This window comes from Polynucleobacter sp. JS-Safj-400b-B2 (genome assembly GCF_018881975.1).
In the GTDB taxonomy this organism is placed as follows: Bacteria; Pseudomonadota; Gammaproteobacteria; order Burkholderiales; family Burkholderiaceae; genus Polynucleobacter.
Genome location: NZ_JACVPJ010000008.1, coordinates 1 through 23,659, shown reverse-complemented (window position 1 = coordinate 23,659; position 23,659 = coordinate 1). Strand labels below are relative to the sequence as shown.

22 protein-coding genes, 1 other RNA gene and 1 pseudogene are annotated in these 23,659 nt (G+C 45.7%); 16 read left to right on the top strand and 8 right to left on the bottom strand.

Annotated features, from left to right (window positions below):
* Window positions 1-93: 93 nt before the first annotated feature.
* From ICN48_RS09430 to ICN48_RS09420, 3 genes are all read right to left on the bottom strand, one after another.
* Window positions 94-699 carry a 3'-5' exonuclease gene (locus ICN48_RS09430; protein WP_216153443.1) on the bottom strand — a complete coding sequence of 202 codons (606 nt, stop codon included), beginning with the start codon at window positions 697-699 and terminating at the stop codon, window positions 94-96.
* A 239-nt stretch (window positions 700-938) separates the two neighbouring features.
* On the bottom strand, window positions 939-1,328 hold the full coding sequence (locus ICN48_RS09425; protein WP_216153442.1) for a 4-oxalocrotonate tautomerase family protein: 390 nt from the start codon (window positions 1,326-1,328) through the stop codon (window positions 939-941).
* A 76-nt stretch (window positions 1,329-1,404) separates the two neighbouring features.
* Window positions 1,405-1,821, bottom strand: a complete 417-nt coding sequence (locus ICN48_RS09420) for a MarR family winged helix-turn-helix transcriptional regulator (protein WP_216153441.1) — start codon at window positions 1,819-1,821, stop codon at window positions 1,405-1,407.
* A gap of 237 nt (window positions 1,822-2,058) precedes the next feature.
* Here ICN48_RS09420 and ICN48_RS09415 point away from each other — a divergent pair, with 237 nt between their 5' ends.
* The 5 genes from ICN48_RS09415 (at window position 2,059) to ICN48_RS09395 (ending at window position 6,720) form a co-directional block, all read left to right on the top strand.
* Window positions 2,059-3,105, top strand: coding sequence for a phage major capsid protein (locus ICN48_RS09415; RefSeq protein ID WP_071461894.1), 1,047 nt, complete (start codon window positions 2,059-2,061; stop codon window positions 3,103-3,105).
* Between the two features lie 11 nt (window positions 3,106-3,116).
* A complete protein-coding gene (locus tag ICN48_RS09410) occupies window positions 3,117-3,515 on the top strand; it encodes a hypothetical protein (RefSeq protein WP_216153440.1) in 399 nt (132 codons plus the stop codon).
* A gap of 182 nt (window positions 3,516-3,697) precedes the next feature.
* The gene (locus tag ICN48_RS09405; protein ID WP_216153439.1) at window positions 3,698-4,231 is read left to right on the top strand and encodes a hypothetical protein; all 534 of its coding nucleotides are present in this window, start codon (window positions 3,698-3,700) and stop codon (window positions 4,229-4,231) included.
* Window positions 4,228-4,569 carry a M15 family metallopeptidase gene (locus tag ICN48_RS09400; protein ID WP_216153438.1) on the top strand — a complete coding sequence of 114 codons (342 nt, stop codon included), beginning with the start codon at window positions 4,228-4,230 and terminating at the stop codon, window positions 4,567-4,569. The genes ICN48_RS09405 and ICN48_RS09400 overlap by 4 nt, the downstream gene beginning before the upstream one ends.
* A 90-nt stretch (window positions 4,570-4,659) precedes the next feature.
* The gene (locus ICN48_RS09395) at window positions 4,660-6,720 is read left to right on the top strand and encodes an RNA-directed DNA polymerase (RefSeq protein WP_216153437.1); all 2,061 of its coding nucleotides are present in this window, start codon (window positions 4,660-4,662) and stop codon (window positions 6,718-6,720) included.
* 7 nt (window positions 6,721-6,727) lie between these two features.
* On the opposite strand, the gene ICN48_RS09390 is transcribed toward ICN48_RS09395, so the two are convergent.
* The 5 genes from ICN48_RS09390 to ompA form a co-directional block, all read right to left on the bottom strand.
* Window positions 6,728-7,981: an integrase arm-type DNA-binding domain-containing protein gene (locus ICN48_RS09390; protein ID WP_216153436.1), complete on the bottom strand. Its 1,254-nt coding sequence runs from the start codon at window positions 7,979-7,981 to the stop codon at window positions 6,728-6,730.
* A 161-nt stretch (window positions 7,982-8,142) separates the two neighbouring features.
* Window positions 8,143-8,501: a transfer-messenger RNA gene (gene ssrA, locus ICN48_RS09385) on the bottom strand.
* A 65-nt stretch (window positions 8,502-8,566) separates the two neighbouring features.
* A complete protein-coding gene (locus tag ICN48_RS09380) occupies window positions 8,567-9,247 on the bottom strand; it encodes an HAD-IA family hydrolase (protein ID WP_216153435.1) in 681 nt (226 codons plus the stop codon).
* A 7-nt stretch (window positions 9,248-9,254) separates the two neighbouring features.
* The gene (gene ubiG, locus ICN48_RS09375; protein ID WP_216153434.1) at window positions 9,255-9,944 is read right to left on the bottom strand and encodes a bifunctional 2-polyprenyl-6-hydroxyphenol methylase/3-demethylubiquinol 3-O-methyltransferase UbiG; all 690 of its coding nucleotides are present in this window, start codon (window positions 9,942-9,944) and stop codon (window positions 9,255-9,257) included.
* Window positions 9,945-10,040: 96 nt separating this feature from the next.
* On the bottom strand, window positions 10,041-10,610 hold the full coding sequence (ompA, locus tag ICN48_RS09370) for an outer membrane protein OmpA (RefSeq protein ID WP_216153433.1): 570 nt from the start codon (window positions 10,608-10,610) through the stop codon (window positions 10,041-10,043).
* A 160-nt stretch (window positions 10,611-10,770) separates the two neighbouring features.
* Here ompA and gyrA point away from each other — a divergent pair, with 160 nt between their 5' ends.
* The 11 genes and pseudogenes from gyrA to ICN48_RS09315 all read left to right on the top strand — a co-directional run.
* Complete coding sequence (gene gyrA, locus ICN48_RS09365) at window positions 10,771-13,485, top strand: DNA gyrase subunit A (RefSeq protein ID WP_216153432.1); 2,715 nt, start codon at window positions 10,771-10,773, stop codon at window positions 13,483-13,485.
* A 27-nt stretch (window positions 13,486-13,512) separates the two neighbouring features.
* Entirely contained in the window at window positions 13,513-14,610 is a 1,098-nt protein-coding gene (gene serC / locus ICN48_RS09360) for a 3-phosphoserine/phosphohydroxythreonine transaminase (protein WP_216153431.1), read from the top strand.
* Window positions 14,610-15,689: a prephenate dehydratase gene (pheA, locus tag ICN48_RS09355; RefSeq protein ID WP_216153430.1), complete on the top strand. Its 1,080-nt coding sequence runs from the start codon at window positions 14,610-14,612 to the stop codon at window positions 15,687-15,689. The genes serC and pheA overlap by 1 nt, the downstream gene beginning before the upstream one ends.
* Before the next feature lie 63 nt (window positions 15,690-15,752).
* On the top strand, window positions 15,753-16,871 hold the full coding sequence (gene hisC, locus ICN48_RS09350; RefSeq protein ID WP_216153429.1) for a histidinol-phosphate transaminase: 1,119 nt from the start codon (window positions 15,753-15,755) through the stop codon (window positions 16,869-16,871).
* Window positions 16,868-17,749 carry a prephenate dehydrogenase/arogenate dehydrogenase family protein gene (locus ICN48_RS09345; protein WP_216153428.1) on the top strand — a complete coding sequence of 294 codons (882 nt, stop codon included), beginning with the start codon at window positions 16,868-16,870 and terminating at the stop codon, window positions 17,747-17,749. Before hisC ends, ICN48_RS09345 begins: the two co-directional genes overlap by 4 nt.
* Window positions 17,749-19,077 carry a 3-phosphoshikimate 1-carboxyvinyltransferase gene (gene aroA / locus ICN48_RS09340; protein ID WP_216153427.1) on the top strand — a complete coding sequence of 443 codons (1,329 nt, stop codon included), beginning with the start codon at window positions 17,749-17,751 and terminating at the stop codon, window positions 19,075-19,077. The genes ICN48_RS09345 and aroA overlap by 1 nt, the downstream gene beginning before the upstream one ends.
* A 25-nt stretch (window positions 19,078-19,102) precedes the next feature.
* Window positions 19,103-19,765 (top strand): (d)CMP kinase, encoded by a 663-nt coding sequence (gene cmk / locus ICN48_RS09335; protein ID WP_216153426.1) that lies wholly within the window; start codon window positions 19,103-19,105, stop codon window positions 19,763-19,765.
* Window positions 19,766-19,919: 154 nt separating this feature from the next.
* Complete coding sequence (rpsA, locus tag ICN48_RS09330) at window positions 19,920-21,593, top strand: 30S ribosomal protein S1 (RefSeq protein WP_068324328.1); 1,674 nt, start codon at window positions 19,920-19,922, stop codon at window positions 21,591-21,593.
* 52 nt (window positions 21,594-21,645) lie between these two features.
* Window positions 21,646-21,984 (top strand): annotated as a pseudogene (locus tag ICN48_RS09325) (integration host factor subunit beta); the annotation flags it as partial.
* A 66-nt stretch (window positions 21,985-22,050) separates the two neighbouring features.
* Window positions 22,051-23,262, top strand: a complete 1,212-nt coding sequence (lapB, locus tag ICN48_RS09320; RefSeq protein WP_216153424.1) for a lipopolysaccharide assembly protein LapB — start codon at window positions 22,051-22,053, stop codon at window positions 23,260-23,262.
* 66 nt (window positions 23,263-23,328) lie between these two features.
* Window positions 23,329-23,659: 2-dehydropantoate 2-reductase N-terminal domain-containing protein (locus ICN48_RS09315; protein ID WP_304609754.1), on the top strand; the 331-nt coding region annotated here is incomplete at its 3' end.

Genomic DNA, 23,659 nt, shown 5'->3' with positions numbered 1-23,659 from the left:
TTAATGTCAACAACTATGCATATATTATAGTTTAATGTCAACAAAAGTGTGTATAGAATCAAAATAACCCTATTTTTAGGGATATAGATACGGCTATTTCAAAGCCTTGGCATCGTTTACCAGTTGATATATCCGATTGTGTCTGTGAAGGATTTCAAAGAAAAGCCTCAAGGTATTGAGAGCATCAACATCTGCTCTATGTGGACTGCCTTCAAATTGAAGCTTAAAAGAACCCAGGCCTGAGGATAGACCGCCACTGGGTTTTTTGCCCATGGCAAGCATGTACAGGCTATACCAAGTTTTGACATCGATCCAGCGACGACCAAAATGGGGAAAGCTGATACCTCGATCTTTAAATTCAGATTTCAGTTCAAGTGAATCGCCACCGCCCCAGGTAATGGGATTAACAAAGCAATTACGCGTAGTAATAATTTCCCCAATTTCTTTAGCTACTTGTTCATGTGGAACTGAATAGCCAGAAATATCCTGATTGCAAATGCCCGTTAATTGGGTGATGAACTCAAAAATAGGCTCTTTAGGATCTAAGAACCATTTATACGTAGATAGGGATTGATTGACATAGTCATGGTAGTTTCCGACTGCTAACCCTATTTGAATGATCTTTGGATTTACTGTGGAATTATCTTGGGCATTATTGAGTTCTAAATCAAGCGAGAAATAACACTGCTCTTTATCCATGGAACTCCTTCACTATTCATTTAGATGAATGTGCAATGTAGAGATCAAGCCGCAAAGAGTCAAACAAAATAAATCACCACATTCCTACTAATGAATTTACAAGAAAGTAATTCAGTCAAGGGCACCCCAAAGGGGTGGCTTGCGCACCCTTGACGGCCACTGCCAAAGAAACGCTCTTTTATGCCCAAGGTGGCACAAAGACACATTGGGCATAAAGACTAGTGCGGCTTAGTTATTACCTACTGGTGGTATCGGTATTCCTGGGTCTTTCCACCATATCCATAAGAGGTGGCCCTGACATCTTGCACGTAGATATAACTCTCTTCATGCAGGTTTCCTAAGATGCGAGCAAACCCCTCAAAAGCCTCTTGGATGTATCTAGCCTTCTCATCCTTGGTATTGGTTTCATCGGTGATCTTGATGTCAAAGTAAAAGCTATTCATATTTTGATCGCTCAATAGCTTCCCGCCCACCATCCAGCATTCAGGATCTACATAGTCAATCGCAATGGCAGTTACTTCCTTCTTCTTACCTAGAATCCGGTGAGTTAGATCTAACAGTAGTTCATGTATTGCTTTGGTGGTGGCAGCATTCTTTTGTCCGCAGACCTTTACGTTCAAGATAGGCATATTTATCTCCTTGGTTAATTAAAAGTAATTAGCTATGCAACTATTACTTAAATAAAAAAAACTCACAAATCAATACTTACTTCAGGACTGATGTAATAGTCCTCATTTGCGTTACAACGGATTCAAACTCATTACTACCCAATAACTTCTTCATGCGCTTGGTAACAGCAGCGCTAGCAGCATTAAGGTCAACCTTGATCTTTGTAGCGCTATGGGTGGGATGAATCTCTTGCTCCCGACCATCCTTAGCGGATGAGGCCCGTTTGATAAAACCTAGACGCTCCAAGCCATCTAACCCTCTAGTAGCAGTAGGGCGACTGATGTTCATCTCTAAGGCTAGTTCACTTTGTAACAGGGGTGCCTTATCTAAAACCACTCTAAGCATGAATGCCTGGGACGGGGTGAGGCCAAAGGGTTTAAATGCACTAGTCCATTCCCGCTCTAGCTGGCGAGCTAGGCTGGTGGTATTGAAATAGAGGCATTGTTCAAACATTGGGTTAGTGTAATCCACATTAATTAGCTATGCAACTATATTCAAAATATCAACAAAAAACCCACAAATATCCTAAGCCCACACCTACCACCCCAATAATTGATCTCAGTGCTTCAAACCACAGCGTTAAAGCTAGATTCGCACCTAGTAGCGTAGCAATGGATAGGTTCACGCTCTATCAATTGGAATGAAGCCAACCAATTCGTAAATAGATAAACATATTGATAGGGGTGGCATATGCCAATTTCAAATACAGACTTGCAAGAGTTAGCTAAGGTTTCCTTAGATGAGTACTTGCGCAATCTACCAGTCGACCAAATCGCGGTAGAGCGACCTTTCCTTAAAAAACTGATGGAAGGGCGAAAAAGCCTATTAGGCGCAAAACAGAACGTAGTCGAGAACATCCGTAAAGAACACGGTAGTAACTTTAGCTGGGCTTTTGGTGAGGAGACAGTCAAATTCAATAAACGCAACACGACTGAGCAGGCTTCCTTTCCGTGGCGAAGGGCGGTAGATGGCCTCTATATCGATTATGACCGCCTATTTAGCAATGGCATTAAGGTACGTGAAGGTGGGGCGCGAGGATTCCAGTTGGAATACAACGAGCGCGTACAACTGATCAACCTCCTAGATGAGCAGTTAGAAGTTCTGAGAGAGGGATTCCTCAATAAGCTGGACCTAGAGCTACACCGCGACGGCTCACACGGTGCAGATGCAGTAGTTGGCTTAGATAGTCTGGTCAGCCTAGCGCCGGATGCCGGCACGGTAGGTGGTATCGATCGAGCCAAAGCAAGCTACTGGCGTAACTACGCAGTCAAAGACATCGCCTCAACATCGCCGGGTAACTTAGTAGGTGAGATGGAGACTGCATGGCGTCAATGTATTAAGCATGGCGGTAGCCCTGATTTCATCATCGCTGGGGGTAAGTTCATTGATACCTATCGAAAACAAGTCACAGTGACCCATATTGCTGGGTCAGGTGAAACCAAGTACATCGATGCAGGAGTAGGCGCAGGTGTAAATACAGGGTTGGCCTTCAAGGGTGTGGAGATCATCTGGGATCCGCAGTTTGATGAGCTTGATGCCATGGCGAATCGCACGGTGGAGTGGAGTAAGCGTTGCTATTTCCTTAATACTCGCTTTATGAAGCTGCGTGATGATGATTTAGACATCGTTGCTCCAATTCGTCCGCACGATACCTTGGCAATGTATGCCATGGTGAACCTACGTTGCGCTTTATCCATCTCACGCGCTAATGCCCATGCGGTATTAGCGATTCAATAAGGAAGACCAACATGAACCATAAAGAACTCATTCATAGCGACTTCCAAATTAAAGAGGTGGAAGCAGTAGTGCGCAGGGATGCATTTACAACAATCCATGTGTATGTACCGCCCTATGAGACCAACATACTGCGCAATCTCTTTGGGCGCGAGAACGTCACGGTGTTCGAGCGCCCATCAAAGACCACGATTACTCCAGAGCAAGAGTACGACCGTCTATGCGCCAAGTATGGTCATGAGGTCGTGGCTAAAGTCTTTGGTGAAGATGATGGGGATCGCCTAATGGAGATCGTAGAAGGTTTGATGAAAGAGGGTCAGCTCCCAGCACAAGAGAAGGCATTAGAAGGAACTCTTGAGCAAGCAATACCGCATCAAGATCCACCAGAAACCAAAGGAGTCAAGAAACGCTAGCAGTAGGGAGGGTCATCGCCATGACCACTAGCAGCAGGTGTTTGAGTGCGGCTGCGGGTGTTGAAGTAACCATGGTGTGTGGGCGCGCGTAACTGCGCCCCACTGCCAACACCAATAAAAAGCCTTGGCGGTAGTGGGGCGGTGGACTTCTAAATACAAGCATCTAAAAAAGAACTAATGACATGCTTCCAATCATCACCTCTCTAGTGCAAACCTTGGCTGTTAATGGCCTTGGTTTACTTGCGGGCGCGGTCCAAGCCAAAGGTAAGGAGTTCATTGAGAGCAAGATTGGGGTGCGCATTCCTGAGAACCCTAGCCAGGAAGATCTCATTAAGCTTAAACAGCTAGAGATTGAGCAAGAGCAGTTACTGCTGCAATACACCCTGAAGCAAAAAGAACTCGAGATAGAAGAATCCAAGTTGCTAGCCGAGATGCATCGAGCCTCACAAGGCAATGCCACCAATCGTTGGCAATACGATATGGGCAGTGACTCCAGGCTATCGAAGAACATCAGACCGGGAACGTTGGTTTACATCCTGACGGCTTATCTACTATTTGCCTTGCTCTCAGCTATGGGTATTGATATCAATGAGGCTTATGTAAAGCTTCTAGGTGAATGGGGTCAACTAGTCATGCTGGCCTACTTTGGCGGTAGATCGGTCGAAAAAATCTTTGAGATGCGCATGCATGGCTTAAATAAAAAAGAAGAGCAATGAGCAGTCTAGTAACGGAGCAATCGGCATTCTTAATTGATGTCAGTAGACTTATTCAGTTTGCTACTGCAGAGGGTTGGGTCATTACAGGGGGTGAGCTCTGGCGCTCACCAGAGCAGCAGGAGATCTATTTCAGGAGTGGTAGATCAAAGACCATGAATAGCAATCATCTAAGGCGTTGCGCTATTGACCTCAATTTCTTCTGGAATGGAAAGCTTGTTTGGGATAAAGAGTTAATACGTGCGGTTGGCGAATACTGGGAGAGCCTAAGCCCGAAGAATCGGTGGGGTGGGAATTTCAAAGGATTTGTGGATGTGCCGCATTTTGAAAGGGTTGCATAAATTTAGCTTGAGAGTCAGAGAATTTAGTGAAATGGAGCAGTAGATAGCATCTGGATATATAGTTGACTAGTATCCAAAATAAGGCTTTATATGAGTGACTTGAAGCAAGTGTGGGCAATTGAAAATTTGCATCTCGCTTGGCAGCGGATTAGATCAAATCCAGATAGGGCTTATAAGGGATATTTTAGGGATGCATATACAGCCTATGCAATTGCTGGCGATGCGCAGCTCAACCACCTTCAAGATAGATTACGCCGAGGCATATATGGGCCAACTGATGCCTGCAAGATTTATTTTCCAAAGCCCTCTGGCATTCTGAGACCATACTCATTGTTATGTGTAGAGGATCAAATTGTTTACCAAGCTATAGCAAATATAATTGCAGAAAAATTAGCACCTCACGTTAAGTCAAAATACGAAAAAGAGGTTTTTGGTCACTTATATGCTGGATTAAAAAGTCCTTGGTTTTATAAGAAATGGTCGGAAGGTTATCGTGCTTTTAACAGCGCATCTGAATCAACATTCAATGCAGGTTATGTTTGGACTGCAAGTTTTGATTTAACTGCCTTCTATGACAGTATTGATCATCATGTATTGCGCCAAATGCTTTCGAGGATTGGCGTAACCAATGATTTGATAGATTTTTTAACGCAATGTCTCACTAAGTGGACTGCTACAGCTACACAAATCTATCACAATCATGGAATACCTCAGGGGCCCTTAAGTTCTGGGTTGATCGCGGAGGTTGTTCTCAAACACTTTGATGAAAATCATCATATTAATTACAAGGTTACATACCTTAGATATGTTGATGACATTAGGCTATTTGCAAAACAAGAAAAACATTTGCGCTATGCCTTAGTTAAGCTTGATAGATTGAGCAAGGATGTGGGGTTATTTCCACAGTCAAGCAAAATCGATATCCATCAAGTTGTCAATATTCAAGATGAGTTGAAGAGCATTAGCAATCCCTATGAACCATTATTTTTAATGCCCTCCATAAATCAATCTGCCCTGAGGAAGGCAATTTCCGAGATTACGCCAGGCAAAAGGGGTTATGCAGTTTTAAATCCAACGCGCTTTAAATTTCTAGTTGCATCAGCTACAGCCTCAAATCAATTAATGGATAGATTATGGAGAGTATTTGAGCATGCCCCACATTACTATCCACAGATTGCTAGTCATCTTAGTAAATTTAAAGTTCTATCCAATAAACAGGCAGATAGACTATTACTGGAAATTGAGGCTCAGGAGCTCTATCCCGCCGTAAGAGCTGCACTGATTAACTCGGCTATAGGAAGGATTCCATCATCTTATCTGGCTAGATTTAAGACGATTTTTAAAAAGTTATGGCAGCCAAAATTTCATCAGCCTGACCTATCAAATGCATTATGGAGCTGGCTTCAGGATCAATCTGGATTTACATTAGCCCAGCAAAAATATGGTCTAACTAAGGTGCAGCCAGACTGGCTTGCAGCATCAATGCATTACAGAACAAGATGGCTTGATATTGATGAGGTTAGTCGTACAAGCCTTATCAATACTTCACTCAGGTCCAAGAGTGCCGATGTGGCATTAGCAGCGGCTTGGATTGCGGCATTTTTGGAGGTTTCAGTTAAGGGTTCCTCTAAAGGGTTGAACCCTCAGGCGGTAATTTTATTGAAGGAATTGGGTGTTGTGAAACGTGCCGGCTCTTTTGTCTGCGGAATCCGAAAATCTATTTTTGAAATGACTTCTGCTGATATCCCAATTGATTGGAGATCTATATTTGGATCTAATTACAAAAAAGCTGAGGCTCAGATCGTTAGCTCAAAGGGCTATTTTCAGACAAGTGCTACGGCATGGGTAAATTCAATGGATGGTTTTAATGATTGGCTACTCGATTCTTTGTATAGGGCAGATCCATTTTTGGGCTCATATAAGATGGGGGAAGTTGGTAGTGTTATGAATAGTAAAAAAATGAGAATAAAGTATCCTGCACTTTATCGATATCTAAATGAAATTCATGATCGCAGATACTTGAGTCACTTATCACATGCTGTTGTTAGGGCGAACCAAAAGCCTACTCGGGCTATTAAGTTTGAGTGGTTAAAAACAGGATCTCGTCTTCTACGAAACGCTACGGCTGAACTTCATAGATCTGGTTACTAGTTGTGAATCAGGCCGCTTTTTTAGTCAGCTCAATAATCTCAGCACCATTCTGCGCATGGGTTAGCTTCTCGCCCCACCACTTATATAGCCCAACCCTTTGCGTAAATCGTTCACCACGATCATAGGCTCGCACCACCTCATTCCCGTGCGCATGATCTAGCGCTAATTCAACAACATCTTGTTCAAACCCATTGTCTCTAGCAAGGGTAGAGAAGGCGCTACGCCAACCGTGCGGCGCATGCTTACCAGCCATATTAAGTGTTACTCGATAGGCCTTTTCTAGACTTTCTCGACTAATGTATTGATTACCAGTAGGTGAAGGAAATACGTAACCTCTTCTTCCAAAAAGTTTTCCCCATTGTTTTAACTCTGCAGTAATTTCTGGGCCCAAAGGAATGCGGTGATCACCAATACGTGTGTGATCTTTCATCTTTGCGCGAGGTATTACCCAGATTGGAATATCTGCATCAAGATCAAATTCTTTCCACTCAGCTTGCACGACGTTGCTAATACGCGTTGCACTAAATGCGAGTAGACGATGAGCCGCTCTAACTGATGGTGAGAGGCGCGCAGCATCTGCAGCGCGTAAGAGGGTGCCTAAAGAATTCCAATCGAGTAATGCCGGCATACGACCATTGGTTTTCTTCCGCGGAAGAATTTCCTTTACTGGCGCAGCAGAATTGCCCTCACACAAACCTTTAGCCTGTGCATAACGAAAGACGCCATTGAGGTGCTGCAAAATTCTTGTGGCAGTTTCTAGAACATCTCGTTTGTTGATGGTCTCAATTGCCTTGGCAATAACCGATGGAGTAATGCTTTCAATCGGCAGTGCCCCCAGCGATTTATAAACATCTCGCTCAAAAGCCCTCTTGGATTTCGTGAAGTGGGTTGCACTCCAATCTTTCTCTTTCATAGAGAACCATTCTTCGGCTACAGCCTTGAAGGTGCTGTCACTCTGAGAGGCGGCATTGGCCCTATTAAGGCGCCTGGAGATTACTGGATCCTGACCTTTGGTAAGACAGGCTTTGACCTCGTTTAACTCTAGTCTTGCTTGGGCCAAACTGTTTTGTGGATACCCACCAATGGAATAACTTTTTTCTTTGCCTTCGATGCGATATTTGATTCGCCAAATAGCAGTTTGGGTCTGGGTGATAAGTAAATAAAGACCTCGGCCATCTGCAAGCTTGCTGCCAGGGGCTGAGCGGTTGACGAAGCTCTTGATCCCTTTTTCCGTAAGCTTTCCAGAAATACCCCCAACCATGTTTTTGACCCTGTTCGATTTTGCTCTGATACCCCCAATAATACCCCCAGCGTATTTGGATACAGCGGAATCAAGAAAGACCACAATGGGCGTACAGCCCTTTATCTACAAAGAAAAACGCCACCCTGGTGGGTGGCGTTGGACTGTTACATACTTCAAAATGGTGGAGTCGGCGGGAATCGAACCCGCGTCCGCAAATCCTCTACAACAAGTTCTACATACTTAGTCATATCATTTAATTTAGCCAGCTAGGCACAGATTGACATGTTCCACGCTGACGATTCACTAAGTTTTCGAATCATTCCCCGTGACATGAAATGATCTTATCTCTTGTAAATGACCCTGATCTAGCTTGCGCTAGCTGACCCAAGAGAGAATCAGTTCAGGGGCAACCGCAATTAAGCGGCTAGTGCGAAACGTTCGTCGTTTGCAGTTATTACATTCCCATTGATTTACGAGATAACGGGTCCTCGGTATGCCCTTGATGCTTTGTAATCCACGTCGAAACCATGTCGACCCCAGAGTTCATGCATAGGAAAGCCTATTTTAAGGCCGCTGACCTTAATTTGCCCAATATCTTTTGGCTTATCCCCTATTAGGGAAAATGATTTGTAATAAATCGAGTGGTTTATTGATGATGTAATCCGCCCCCCAGGCTTCAGGCGGCTCTTTGCAGCCACAGTATCCGTAGGCGGCTGCAACAGTTTTCATCCCGGCCGCCTTACCTGCGAGAACGTCTCTAATGTCGTCTCCAACATAAATGGATCTTGTAGGGTCAATATTCATCGATCTAGCGGCGTGCAGAATAGGTTCAGGATGTGGTTTTGAATAAGGAGTGGTGTCTCCAGAAACAGTTGAAACAGCTCGCTGACGCAGACCCATTAGATCTGTCAGTGGGTTGGTAAAGCGCTCACTTTTGTTGGTAATAATTCCCCAGGGCAGCTTTGCTTCATCCATTTGATCGAGTAAATGATCAATTCCATCAAACAATTTGCTCTCCACTAGCAGTGCTTTTTCATAATTACTGAAAAACTCATCTCGCAATGGAATGAAATCTACATGATCAGGGGCGATACCAAAGGCTTCTTCGAGCAACCCACGGGCGCCAGCTGAGGCGTAAGGGCGCAGAAATTCATAAGGCTTGGGAGCTATATTGCGTGCAATCAGCAATTTATTAGTTGCTGCCACTAAATCTGGTGCGGTATCGGCTAGCGTGCCATCTAGGTCAAAAAAGATGCCCGCATAAGGACTTGAAAGATTGTTCACTGTTGAATTACTTTCTAACGGCAATCATGTAATTCACATCCACATCTTCACCTAGGCTGTATACCTGGGTAAGTGGGTTGTAGCTCATCCCTTTCATGCCGAGCATCTCTAGGCCTGCGTGACGCGTAAAGGCCACTAACTCAGAGGGTTTGATGAATTTAGCGTATTCGTGAGTGCCCTTTGGGAGTAGTTTCAGAATGTATTCAGCGCCAATAATGGCGAATAAGTAGGACTTTGGATTGCGATTCAGTGTGCTGAAAAATAACGTTCCGCCCGGTTTACAAAGCTTTGCGCAAGCACGCACTACTGATGCAGGGTCAGGGACGTGCTCCAGCATCTCCATGCAAGTCACTACGTCATATTGTTCTGGCTGCTCATCAGCCAGCGCTTCAGCTGAGATAGAGCGATAAGTAAGGTTTGCACCCACTTCTAATGCATGTAATTCAGCTACCTTGAGCGCTTTTTCAGAAAGATCGATGCCTGTAGTATCTGCGCCTGATTGGGACATGGATTCAGCCAAGATGCCACCACCACAGCCGATATCTACTACTTTTTTGCCGTCTAAGTTAACAAAGGATTTAATCCAGTTAAGGCGTAGCGGGTTGATGGCATGTAGAGGCTTAAATTCGCTATTAGGATCCCACCAGCGATGGGCTAGGGCGCTAAATTTGGCGATTTCTGATTGGTCGACGTTCATATGGGTTAGCTAATTGTGGGGCGATAGAAGAAGTTTATGAATATAGCGGAAATAAAAAAGCCCGCTAGAAGCGGGCTTTTTTACAAGTAAAGTGAATTACTTAGCTGCTGTACCAACAACTTCGATGTCAGTACGGCGGTTCTTAGCGCGGCCTTCAGCAGTTGCATTTGATGCAACTGGATTGCTCTTGCCTTTAGATTCTGTGTAGATACGGCTACCGTCAACACCCTTGCTTACGAGGTATGACTTAACAGATTGCGCACGACGCTGACCGAGGGCCATGTTGTATGCATCTGTACCAACGCTGTCAGTATTACCAACAGCGATGATTACTTCTAGCTTGATCTTGCTTAAGTCAGCAGCGATCTTGTCCAAAGTAGCTTTACCTTCTGGTTTCAAATCAGACTTGTTAAAGTCATAAAGTGTGTCAGCTTGCAAAGTGATCTTGCTTTGGCTAACGCCAGCAGCAGGAGCAGGGGCAACTAAAGCACCATCACAACCCTTGGCTGCAGTTGCAGGTGTCCAGTTGTTATCGCGCCAGCACAATGTGCCATCGCCGTTTTTCCAATTCAAGCCAGAGCTGTTTTCCCAGTTATCAGAAGCAATTGCTGCAGAAGCAGAAACAGTAATAACAGAAGCCAGCAACACTTTTAGGGTTTTGTTCATTTTTAGTCCTCAAAAATCTCTTTTTTAATTAAAGTCAAACTTAAATGTAATTCGCCCTACCTTGATGCAAAAAACTGCAAAGCGACACATCTCAATTTCGTACAAACTGACAGAATCTTAGCATAGGGCCTACCTGTCATCAAAATGATATTATTTCTAGATGGAACAAGCCGCTAAAGAAACACTACCAATATCCCTCGAAGACGAAATGCGGCGGTCCTATTTGGACTACGCAATGAGCGTCATAGTCGGCAGAGCCCTGCCAGACGTGCGTGACGGCCTCAAACCGGTTCACCGCCGGGTCTTATTCGCTATGTATGAATTAAACAACGATTGGAACCGAGCTTACAAAAAATCTGCCCGTATAGTTGGCGATGTAATCGGTAAATACCATCCGCACGGTGATTCTGCGGTGTATGACACGATCGTTCGAATGGCTCAGGACTTCTCTCTGCGCTATATGCTGGTTGACGGACAGGGTAACTTTGGCTCCGTAGACGGTGATAACGCTGCTGCGATGCGATATACCGAGATCCGCCTCCGCAAGATCGCCCATGAGCTTTTAGCTGATTTGGACAAGGAAACAGTCGATTTTGGGCCAAATTACGACGGTAGCGAGAAAGAGCCCCTGATTCTGCCTGCCAAAGTGCCTAATTTGCTCATCAATGGCAGTTCTGGCATTGCTGTGGGCATGGCAACTAATATCCCTCCGCATAATCTGGATGAGGTGGTTACAGCCTGCTTGCATGTGCTTCACAACCCAGAATGCACGATTGACGAGCTGATTGAGATCATTCCAGCCCCGGATTTCCCGACTGCCGGCATTATCTACGGCGTTCAAGGGGTCCGTGAGGGCTATCGCACTGGCCGTGGCCGTGTGGTGATGCGTGCGAAAACCCACTTTGAAGATTTGGATAAGGGCGCGCGTCAAGCCATCATCGTTGATGAATTGCCATACCAAGTGAATAAAAAGAACTTGCTCGAGCGTATCGCCGAGCTGGTGAATGAGAAAAAAGTTGAAGGCATTTCTGATTTGCGTGATGAATCAGATAAATCTGGCATGCGTGTTGTGATTGAACTCAAGCGCGGTGAAGTGCCTGAAGTCGTTCTCAATAATTTGTATAAGAGCACTCAGCTACAAGATAACTTTGGCATGAACATGGTGGCCTTGGTAGATAACCAACCACGCTTGTTGAACCTGAAGCAAATGCTGGAGTACTTCTTGCAGCATCGTCGTGAAGTAGTTACACGCCGTACGATTTTTGAATTGCGTAAAGCACGCGATCGTGGTCACGTCTTGGAAGGTCTCGCTGTAGCGTTAGCAAATATTGATGAGTTCATTGCGCTTATTAAAGCCGCCGCGAACCCAGTCATCGCTAAACAAGAGTTGATGGGCAAAGCGTGGGATTCATCGATGGTGCGTGAGATGTTGGCGCGCGCTGAGACTGATACGCCAGGCGGCCGTAATGCCTATCGTCCAGAAGGATTGTTGCCTGAATACGGTATGCAAACTACTGGTTTGTATCGCCTCTCTGATAGTCAAGCGCAAGAAATTTTGCAAATGCGCTTGCAACGCTTGACTGGTTTAGAGCAAGACAAGATTGTTAATGAATATAAAGAAGTAATGTCCGAGATTTCAGACTTACTAGATTTATTAGCAAAGCCAGAGCGCGTAACTCAAGTGATCGAATCTGAGTTGAAAGAAGTTCAAGCGGAGTTTGGTATTGCTGGTGGTGATACAGGTCGTCGCTCATTTATTGAAATGAATGCAACAGAACTCTTCACGGAAGATTTAATTACACCGCAAGATATGGTGGTGACTCTTTCTAATACTGGTTACATGAAGAGTCAGCCGCTGAGCGAATACCGTGCACAAAAACGCGGTGGACGTGGCAAACAAGCCGCAGCTACCAAGAATGAAGATTGGATTGACACACTCTTCGTTGCGAACACGCATGACATTATTTTATGTTTCTCCGATCGCGGTCGTATGTATTGGCTCAAAGTTTGGGAAGTTCCGCAGGGAAGTCGTACCTCGCGTGGCAAGCCAATCGTCAATATGTTCCCGCTAATTGAGGGTGAGAAGATCACTGTGATTCTTCCGATTAAGGGTTATCAAGACGATCAATACGTATTTATGGCTACTAGCTTGGGTACCGTGAAGAAGACTCGCTTGTCTGACTTCTCTAATCCACGTAAGGCCGGAATTATTGCTGTTGACCTCAATGAAAATGACTTCTTAGTTGGCGCAGCGATTACCGATGGTCAGCACGACGTGATGTTGTTCTCCGATGCTGGTAAGGCAGTGCGCTTTGACGAGAATGATGTTCGTCCAATGGGTCGCACTGCACGCGGTGTGCGTGGCATGAACTTAGGCGAAGGTCATCAAGTGATCGCTATGTTGGTTGCTCCAGCAGAAGCTGCAGAAGGTGCTGAAGCGGCTGTGGTTGATGCGGACGGCATTGCAATTCCAAGTAGCGTATTGACTGCTACGGAGAATGGATACGGTAAACGTACACCTATCGCTGAATACACGCGTCATGGTCGTGGCACTAAGGGCATGATTGCGATTCAGACGTCGGAGCGTAACGGTAAAGTGGTTGCCGCTGCTCTGGTATCGCCAGAAGATCAAATCATGTTGATTACTACCGGCGGTATTTTGGTGCGAACTCGTGTTTCTGAAATTCGTGAAATGGGTCGCGCTACTCAAGGCGTTACTTTGATTAACGTTGATGAAGGTACACGCCTATCTGGCTTGCAGCGTATTGCCGAAAGCGATTCAGATGATGAAGGTGATGTTGATGGTGCAGAAGAAGGTGACGTATCTGCCGATCCAACTACCGACTCTAATGACGATACGGCAGGTGACGCTTAAGCGTCACCTTTAGACTTAGACCACATCATGACTTTTGACCGCCGCATTTTTAATTTCGCTGCGGGGCCTGCTACTTTGCCTGAAGAGGTGTTGAAGCAGGCTGCCGATGAAATGCTGAATTGGCGTGGACTCGGTACAAGCGTGATGGAGATTAGTCACCGTAGTAAAGAGTTCATGGAAGTGTATGAAGAGGTAGTGCAAGATTTGCGTACCCTCATGAATATTCCCGATAGTTACGAGATTTTGCTCTTGCAAGGCGGTGGCCTTGGGCAAAATGCGGCTATCCCGATGAACTTGATGCCTTTGGCTAAAAACGGACCCAAGGCGGATTACATCGTTACTGGCGTATGGTCAGAAAAATCCTATAAAGAGGCGCAGAAGTATGGCGTTGCGAATCTAGCCGCCTCATCTGCTGCAGAAAAATTCAATACGATTCCTTCAAGAGATACGTGGAAGCTATCGAGTGATGCTGCTTATGTTCTTTACTGCGCTAATGAAACCATCGGTGGTGTGGAATTTCCAGATGTACCCGATGTTGCCGGCACTCCACTGGTTGCAGATATTTCTAGCAACATTCTTTCCAAAGAAATGGATGTCAGTAAGTGCGCCGTTTGGTTTGGTGGTGCGCAGAAAAATATCGGTCCATCTGGTGTGACGATTGTGATTGTGCGTAAGGACCTGATTGGCCATAGCATGGGCATTACTCCAACGATTTGGGATTGGGCCGTGCAGTCAAATACGCAATCCATGATTAATACGCCCCCAACATTCTCTATCTACATGGCTGGCCTGGGCTTTAAATGGTTGCTCAAGCAGGGCGGCGTCAAGGCTATTGAAAACCGCAATCAAGAAAAAGCCAATTTGCTCTATAACTTCTTAGATCAAAGTAGTTTGTATGAGAATCGCGTCACTAAAGAATATCGTTCACGTATGAACGTGACTTTCTTCTTAAAAGATGAGAACCTAAACGCAGAATTTTTGGCGCAATCGAACGCAGCTGGTTTGGTTGCCTTGCGTGGTCATAAAGCTGCAGGCGGTATGCGTGCGAGCATCTATAACGCTATGCCCATTGAAGGCGTAAAAGCCTTAGTTGAATTTATGCGCGACTTTGAAAGGCGGGCTTAATGAGTACTGAAGAACAGCGCTTAGCTCCCTTGCGGGAAAAAATTGATGCATTTGATGCACAAATTTTAGATTTACTAACCCAGCGTGCAAAAGCAGCGCAAGAGGTTGGCCATGTTAAAGGTGGTTTTGCATCACCAGTGTTTCGTCCTGAGCGTGAGCGCCAGGTGGTTGGACGTTTACAAGAAATCAATGCTGGCCCTTTGCTTCCAGACGGCATTGCCGCAATCTGGCGAGAAGTGATGTCGGCATGCAGAGCGCTTGAAGCCCGTCAAACGATTGCTTATCTCGGTCCAGTAGGAACGTTTTCTGAGCAAGCGGCGCAAACGTATTTTGGCCACTCGATTGCTGGCCTACCTTGCGCCAGTTTAGATGAGGTATTTAAGGCTGTAGAGAAGGGTGCAGCGCAATTTGGCGTAGTGCCAGTAGAGAATTCCAGCGAAGGTGCGATTTCTCGCACATTAGATTTATTGCTAGATTCATCGATGCGTATTAGCGGTGAAGTAGTGCTGCCAATTCGTCATCACTTACTGACCAAAAGCGGCAATTTAGATGGGGTTACAACCGTCTGTGCTCATGCTCAAGCATTGGCACAGTGTCAGCAGTGGTTAAGTGTTCACGCGCCACAGTTAAAGCGCCAAGCAGTGAGTAGCAATGCAGAAGCTGCTCGTATGGCGGCGAGTGATCCTACTTTGGCCGCAATCGCTGGTGATCCTGCGCAAGAGGCGTATGGCTTGCAAGCGGTAGCCGCTCAGATTCAGGATGACCCTCAAAACCGCACTCGTTTTGTGATTGTGGGGAACTATGCCTGCCAGCCAACTGGAAAAGATCAAACTTCTTTGGTGCTCTCTGTCGACAACCAGCCTGGTGCGGTACATCGCTTATTAGCCCCCTTGGCAAAACATGGTGTGTCAATGAATCGCTTTGAGTCTCGTCCTGCTCGTAAGGGCACTTGGGAATATCACTTCTATATTGATATTGCTGGTCATGCTGATGATGCCAAAGTGGTGAATGCCCTTGAGGAGCTGAAAGGTGTTGCCGCTTTCTATAAAAACTTAGGCTCTTACCCGCACTCTGCGTGATTTAGTCTGAATTTATACATTCATTAGCCAATAAAAATAGTAAACAAATTTAGCAAAACTCGAATGACATCCAAAATCGGCCTAAAACATATTCATGAAATTGCCCCTTATGTGGGCGGGCGTCCAATTAGCGAGGTTGCACGAGAGTATGGCCTCGACGAAAGCAAGATTGTGAAGCTTGCATCTAATGAAAATCCATTGGGTATGCCTAAGTCTGCACAAGAGGCTATGCTCAAAGCAGCAAGTGATTTGGGTCGTTATCCCGACTCCAATGGCTTTGAGTTGAAAAATGTTCTCGCTGCACGTCTAGGGGTACCAGCTGATTGGATTACCTTAGGTAATGGCAGTAACGATATTTTAGAATTGGCTGCACGTGCTGTTGCGCAAGCAGGCGACGAAGTGATCTTCTCCAAGCATGCCTTCGCTGTTTACCCCTTGGCTACACAAGCTGTTGGTGCCAAAGCAATTGAAGTGAATGCAACTGATATGTATGGTCATGATTTACCGGCAATGTTGGCGGCGATTAAAGTTTCAGGGGATAAAGCGAAGTTGGTTTTCGTAGCCAATCCAAATAATCCTACTGGTAGCTATCTCACCGCCAAAGAGATTGAAGATTTTTTAGTGGCAGTTCCATCAAACGTGGTGGTTGTATTAGACGAGGCTTATAACGAGTACCTGACGCTAGAGCAGCGCTATGATGCGATTGCTTGGGTAAAACGTTTTCCGAATATGATTTTGTCGCGTAGCTTCTCTAAGGCATATGGCTTAGCTGGCTTGCGAATTGGTTATGGCGTCGCCCAACCTCACCTTACTGATTTACTGAATCGTATTCGTCAGCCATTTAACGTGAACAGTCTGGCTCAGGCTGCAGCGATTGCAGCCTTCCAAGATAAAGAATTCTTGCAGCAAGGCTTTGAGCTCAATCGCGCGGGCTATGCTCAGCTTACCAAAGCTTTTGATGCATTAGGTTTGCGATATCTATCATCCGCTGGAAATTTTGTTCTAGTTAAAGTAGGTGAAGATGATCAAGCTGGCGCGCGCATGAATTTGGAATTACTTAAGCGCGGCATTATTGTGCGGCCAGTTGGTAACTATGGTCTGCCGCAGTGGTTGCGCATTTCCATTGGTTTGTCAGAAGAAAATGCGGCATTTATTGCTGCCTTAAAAGATATTCTTAAATGACCATCATTAATCCTGTAAGCAATTACGGCACTGTCACCATCGTAGGTGTTGGCTTGATCGGAGCCTCTTTGGGTTTGGCTCTCAAGCAAGCTGGTGTGGTGACCACAGTACTGGGTGTGGGTCGTAGCAAGGAAAATTTAGAACAAGCACAAAAGATGGGTGCGATTGATGGCGTGGTCGATTTGGTTGAAGCCGCTAAGCAATCTGATGTGATTGTTCTTTGTGTGCCGGTCGCGCAAATGCGTACTGCGTTTGAAGCGATTGAGCCATATCTTGAGCCTCGCACCATGATTACCGACGCCGGCAGTACAAAAGGTGGCGTGATTTTGGCTGCTAAAGAAGTATTGGGTAAAAAAGCATGCCAATTTGTACCAGCCCACCCCATTGCTGGTGGTGCACAACATGGCGCCAGTGCAGCTAAGGCCGATTTATTTCAAGGCAAACAAACCATTCTTTGCCCTTTGCAAGAGAACTCTCCGCAAGACACGGCGCTCATTACGGGTTTTTGGGAATCTGTCGGTTCGGAGGTTAAAAAGATTGGTGTCGTACAACACGATGCTATTTATGCAGCTGTTTCACATTTGCCGCATATTTTGTCTTATGCCTTGATGGCCAGCGTAGTGAATTCCGAAGATGCTGAGCAAAAATTAAGTCATGTAGGTGCAGGCTTCAAAGATTTCACGCGCATCGCTGCTTCTAGTCCAGAAATGTGGCGTGATATCTGCTTAGATAATCGCACAGCCATCCTCAAAGAGCTTGATCAATACCTCTTGATCGTCAATCACATGCGCAAACTCATTGCTGAAAATGATGGCGCAGGTTTGGAGAAATTGTTTAATAAGGCCAGTAAAGCACGTCAAGATTTGGATGTGCTTTGATGAGTGGTTTACTGGATATCACTATAGGGCCATTCAAACAAGCGCAAGGCGCTATTGTTTTGCCAGGATCCAAGAGTATTTCTAATCGCGCCTTATTGTTAGCCGCGCTATCTTCTGGTACTACTACCCTTAAGAATCTGCTGGATGCTGATGACACTCAAGTCATGCGCAGTGCTTTACGCCAATTAGGATTGACCGTTACTGATCAAGCGGATCAAGTATGTGTTGTTGAGGGTTGTGGCGGTAAGTTTCCAGCGCAAGACGCTGACCTTTTTATGGGTAACGCAGGCACTGCAATGCGTCCATTAACTGCAGCTTTAGCCATGCAGGGTGGTAACTATCGCTTATCTGGTGTTGCCCGTATGCATGAGAGGCCAATTCGAGATTTGGTGGATGGCTTGCGTCAAGTAGGCGCGAAGATTGAATACGAATTGCAAGAAGGTTATCCGCCAATCAAAATATCTGCTGCAGATATTTTGATTCAAGATGTTGTAAAAGTGCGCGGCGATGTATCCAGTCAATTTTTGACGGCATTACTAATGGCATTGCCTTTGGTTGCTGCTGAGCCGGTACGTATCGAAGTGATCGGTGAATTGATTTCTCGTCCCTACATCGACATTACTTTAAAGTTGATGGCGCGCTTTGGTGTGCAGGTAGCATGTCCAGATCAACAGTCATTCATTATTCCTGCGAAAACTTCTGAGGCTGTCTACAAGAGTCCAGGCCAATTATTGGTAGAGGGCGATGCATCATCTGCCTCGTACTTCTTAGCTCTTGGCGCTATTGGCGGCGGCCCCGTAAAAGTATTGGGCGTGGGTAAGGACAGTATTCAAGGCGACGTGGCGTTTGCTGATGCACTTGCTTTGATGGGCGCCAATGTTTCTGCTGGTGAAGAATGGATAGAGGTCGCTGGAGTGAAAAATGCTAATGGCAAGCTCAACGGTATCACCATTGATTGCACGGAAATTCCGGATGCAGCCATGACGCTTGCGGTCGCTGCATTATTTGCAGAAGGCCCAACACGCTTGAATAATATTGCGAGCTGGCGTGTCAAAGAAACTGATCGTATTGCCGCGATGGCAAAAGAGTTGAAAAAAGTTGGCGCAGTTGTAGAGGAGGGTGTCGACTACATTGTTGTGCAAGCCCCTGCTTCACAAGCTGATTGGAAATCACCAAGCGAGGGTATTGATACTTACGATGATCATCGCATGGCAATGTGTTTCTCGCTCGCTGCCTTTGGTCCAAATGCATTAAAGATCAATGATCCCAATTGCGTAGCAAAAACTTTTCCAACTTACTTCGCTGAATTTGCGAAAGTAGTGAGTTAACTTACTCTTCTAAAACTAGCCTTTTATGAGTCTTCCACCAGTCATTGCTATTGATGGGCCTACTGCCTCTGGTAAAGGTACGGTTGCCTCATTGGTCGCAGAAAAGCTGGGATTTCATTATTTGGATAGTGGAGCACTCTACCGTTTGGTGGCTTTTGCCAGTGAAAAGCAGGGAATTGACGTTAAAAATGGCCCAGAATTAGGCCTTATAGTTCCTAAGTTACTGATTTCATTTAAAAATAGTCAGATTTTGCTCAATGGAGAGGATGTAACTGAGGCTATTCGTACGGAACATATTGGTTTGAGAGCTTCTGCATTGGCGGTTCACCCTCAGGTCAGATCTGCTTTAGTGGGTCTACAGCGCAGTTTTCGTCAAGCTCAAGGCCTAGTTGCGGATGGCAGGGACATGGCCAGTGTCATATTCCCAGACGCCGTTTTGAAGGTTTTCTTGACCGCAACAGCCGCTGCTAGAGCGGAGCGTCGCTATAAGCAATTGATAGCTAAGGGAATTTCTGCTAAACTTGAGGACTTGCTGCAAGATTTGCAGGAGCGCGATGCCAGAGATAGTAGTCGAGGTGCCGCACCCTTGTTAGTTGCGGATGGTGCAAAAGTGCTTGAAACATCAGATTTGTCGATAGATCAAGCAGTTACGACAGTTTTGGATTGGTATCAATCTGCGATTGCCTAATTTTGTATGCTTTGAGTAGTGAGCTGGTAGTGAGTTTTATGCAGTAGTTTTGGTGTCTTAAGAAACTCCACAACGCGACTTTTCATTAGCGTGTTTCTTTAAGGCTTTTATAACCTAACCCGTCGGGCCTTCTGACGGCACAAAGTGAATACACATGTCTGAATCATTTGCAGAATTATTTGAAGAATCATTAACCCGATCGAATATGAAGACCGGCCAAGTTATTTCGGCTGAAGTTCTTCGCATCGACCACAACTTCGTCGTTGTTAACGCTGGCTTAAAGTCTGAAGCGTTTATTCCTGTTGAAGAATTCCATAACGACGCCGGCGAGATTGAAGTAGCTCCTGGCGATTTCGTTTCTGTTGCTATTGACGCTCTTGAGAACGGCTATGGCGACACTATCCTCTCCCGTGACAAAGCGAAACGCTTGGCCTCATGGATGAATTTGGAAAAAGCACTCGAGCAAGCTGAAATCGTTACCGGTACTGTTACTGGTAAGGTTAAAGGCGGCTTGACTGTAATGGTTAACGGTATCCGCGCATTCTTGCCTGGATCACTCGTTGATACACGTCCAATCAAAGACACCAGCCCTTACGAAGGTAAGACGATGGAGTTCAAGGTTATCAAGCTTGACCGTAAGCGTAACAACGTAGTGTTGTCACGTCGTGCTGTTGTTGAAGCTAGCCAAGGTGAAGAGCGTGCTAAGTTGATGTCTAACCTTAAAGAAGGCGCAGTGGTTACTGGCCTCGTTAAGAACATCACTGACTACGGCGCATTCGTTGACCTCGGTGGTATCGATGGCCTCTTGCACATCACTGACTTGGCATGGCGTCGCGTGCGTCACCCAAGTGAGATGTTGACTGTTGGCCAAGAAGTTACCGCTAAGATTTTGAAGTTCGATCAAGAGAAGAACCGTGTTTCACTTGGCGTGAAGCAGCTTGGTGATGATCCATGGGTTGGTATTGCTCGTCGTTACCCACCAAATACCCGTTTATTCGGCAAAGTAACTAACTTGACTGATTACGGCGCATTCGTTGAAATCGAATCTGGTATCGAAGGTTTGGTACACGTTTCTGAAATGGACTGGACTAACAAGAACGTTGCTCCAAGCAAAGCTACTGCATTGGGAACCGAAGTTGAAGTAATGGTTCTGGATATTGATGAAGACAAGCGTCGTATTAGCTTGGGCATCAAGCAGTGCAAAGCTAATCCATGGGAAGAGTTCTCACGTGCACAGCAAAAAGGCGATAAGTTAACTGGCGCAATCAAGTCTATTACTGACTTTGGTGTGTTCATTGGCTTGCCAGGCGGCATCGATGGTTTAGTTCACCTCTCAGACCTCTCATGGAATGAGCCAGGCGAAGAAGCTGTTAAGAAATACAAAAAAGGTGATGAAGTTGAAGCCACTGTATTGGCAATTGATGTTGAGAAAGAGCGTATCTCTCTCGGTATCAAGCAATTGTCTGGCGACCCATTCAACAACTACACATCTGTCAGCGACAAGGGTAGCCTCGTTACTGGTACTGTGAAGGCTGTTGATGCTAAGGGTGCAACTATTCACTTGGCTGATGAAGTTGAAGCTTACTTACGTGCTTCTGAGATCTCAACAGATCGCGTTGAAGATGCACGCAATGTATTGAAAGAAGGCGACAGCGTAACTGCAATGATCATCAATATTGATCGTAAGTCACGCGTTATCAATCTTTCAATCAAAGCAAAAGACAGCTCTGATCAACAAGATGCAATGAGCAAGCTCCAAGGTGATGCGCAGTCTGGCACAACCAATTTGGGCGCTTTGTTAAAAGCAAAATTGGATAATCAAGGCTAAATCAATATCGCCGCTATCCATTAGGATGGCGGCGATTTTTTATTGATAGATCATGACAGATCAAGAGCTACAAGCAATTACCCGCTCCGAACTAGTAGAGAGTCTCGCGGAACAGTTTCCGCAGCTGTTGCCTAGGGACGTGGAGTTGGCGGTAAAAACTTTGCTGGATACAATGACTCATGCTTTGGCTGAGGGTAAGCGTATTGAACTGCGCGGTGTGGGAAGTTTTGTACTTCACCATCGTCCTGCGCGTACAGGCCGCAATCCAAAGTCTGGCGAGAAAGTATTGATTCCAGAAAAACGCGTTCCGCACTTTAAGCCTGGCAAAGAGTTGCGTGAGCGAGTAGATTTCAAGCCGTTGAAGCAGGCGGGCCCCAAAGAGGGTTCTGGTGCCTAAGATTCAGGCTCATCCTCAGTGGTCCTTTCGGGCCATTTTTTTATTTAAATTCTGCACGCCATGATTCAGATAGCTACCGCTTGGCTATTACTGCTGCCAGTCATGTTTGGTATTGGCTGGTTGGCTGCTCGCTGGGACTTGCGTCTTGAGAATCGCATGGACGAGCGCGAGCGTATGCGTCAGCAACGCTCAACGTTTAAAGGTTTAAGTCTTTTGCTGAATGAGCAGCCCGATCAGGCTATTGAAACCTTGGTCAAAATTGCACAGCTAGATCCAGAAACCGTTGAGCTTCATTTCTCATTGGGTAATTTATTCCGCCGACGTGGCGAAACTGAGCGCGCTATTCGGGTGCATCAACACTTAGCTAACCGTGATGACTTAAAGCCTCGCGATCGTGATCATGCTGCCTATGAATTAGGTCGAGACTTTTTGCGTGCAGGGTTGCTTGATCGAGCAGAGGCATCATTAAATCGTGTGGGCAATGGCAAGTATGCCGAGCCAGCAAAAGAGAGCTTATTGCAGATGTATCAGATTGAGCATGATTGGCAAAAAGCCATCATTGCTGCCAGTGAGCTTGAGGGTATACAGGGCAAATCACACCATACTGAAATCGCACAATTTCACTGTGAACTTGGTCAAGAGGCCTTACGCCGTAAGGACTTGGTTGAAGCTGAGCAATCGATACAGCGGGCTTTGCAGGCCGTGCCAAATCATGCGCGTGCTTTAATTTTGCAAGGTGATTACTTGATGGCGATGGATCGCCCAACTCAAGCGATCGAGGCTTGGGGTGTGATTGCTAGAACGCATCCTGCATACATGCATTTATTGGCAGATCGTTGGATGCTAGCCCATATCGCTATTAATAAAGTGGATGAAGGCTTAGATAGTCTTTGTGAATTGCTGAAAACTCAGGCAACAGGCGAGTTGCTTGATATTGTGCATAAACATCTGATGAAAATTCGGGGACCGCAAGCAGCCAATGTGATGTTGTCTGATGTGATGCAGCATTCACCGACTTTGATTGCTTTATCTAAATTGGCTGAAACGCGTTTAGCATTAGAAGAGGGAAGTGCCAATCCAGAAAGACTACTGGAGTTGCAATCCGTTTTGAGCCTATTGCGCCAACGAACTACCAGTCTAGCTCGTTACACATGTGGTAACTGTGGCTTCAGGGCGAGAAGATTTTATTGGCAATGCCCTGGTTGCAATCATTGGGAGGCATATTCCCCAAGACGAAGTGAGGGTGCCGCACCTAGCGGTCCTTCAATGTAGATAAATTTAATCGTCATAAAAAAATAGTGTAATGATGAAAATAAATAAAAACATTTTGGAGGTCATTTGAAAGTCACCATCATCGGTAGCGGTTACGTCGGTCTTGTAACAGGCGCATGCTTAGCGGAGCAAGGCAATAACGTCTTTTGCGTAGACGTAGACCCAAAAAAGATCGAGATCCTCAATTCTGGCGGTGTCCCAATTTACGAACCAGGCCTTAAAGAAATGATTGGGCGCAATCGTGCAGCAGGGCGCTTGCAGTTCTCCACCGATATTGCTGCCTCAGTTGCTCATGGTGATATTCAGTTCATCGCGGTTGGTACACCTCCGGATGAAGATGGCTCAGCTGATTTGCAATACGTCGTAGCGGCAGCGCGCAATATTGGTCGTCATATGA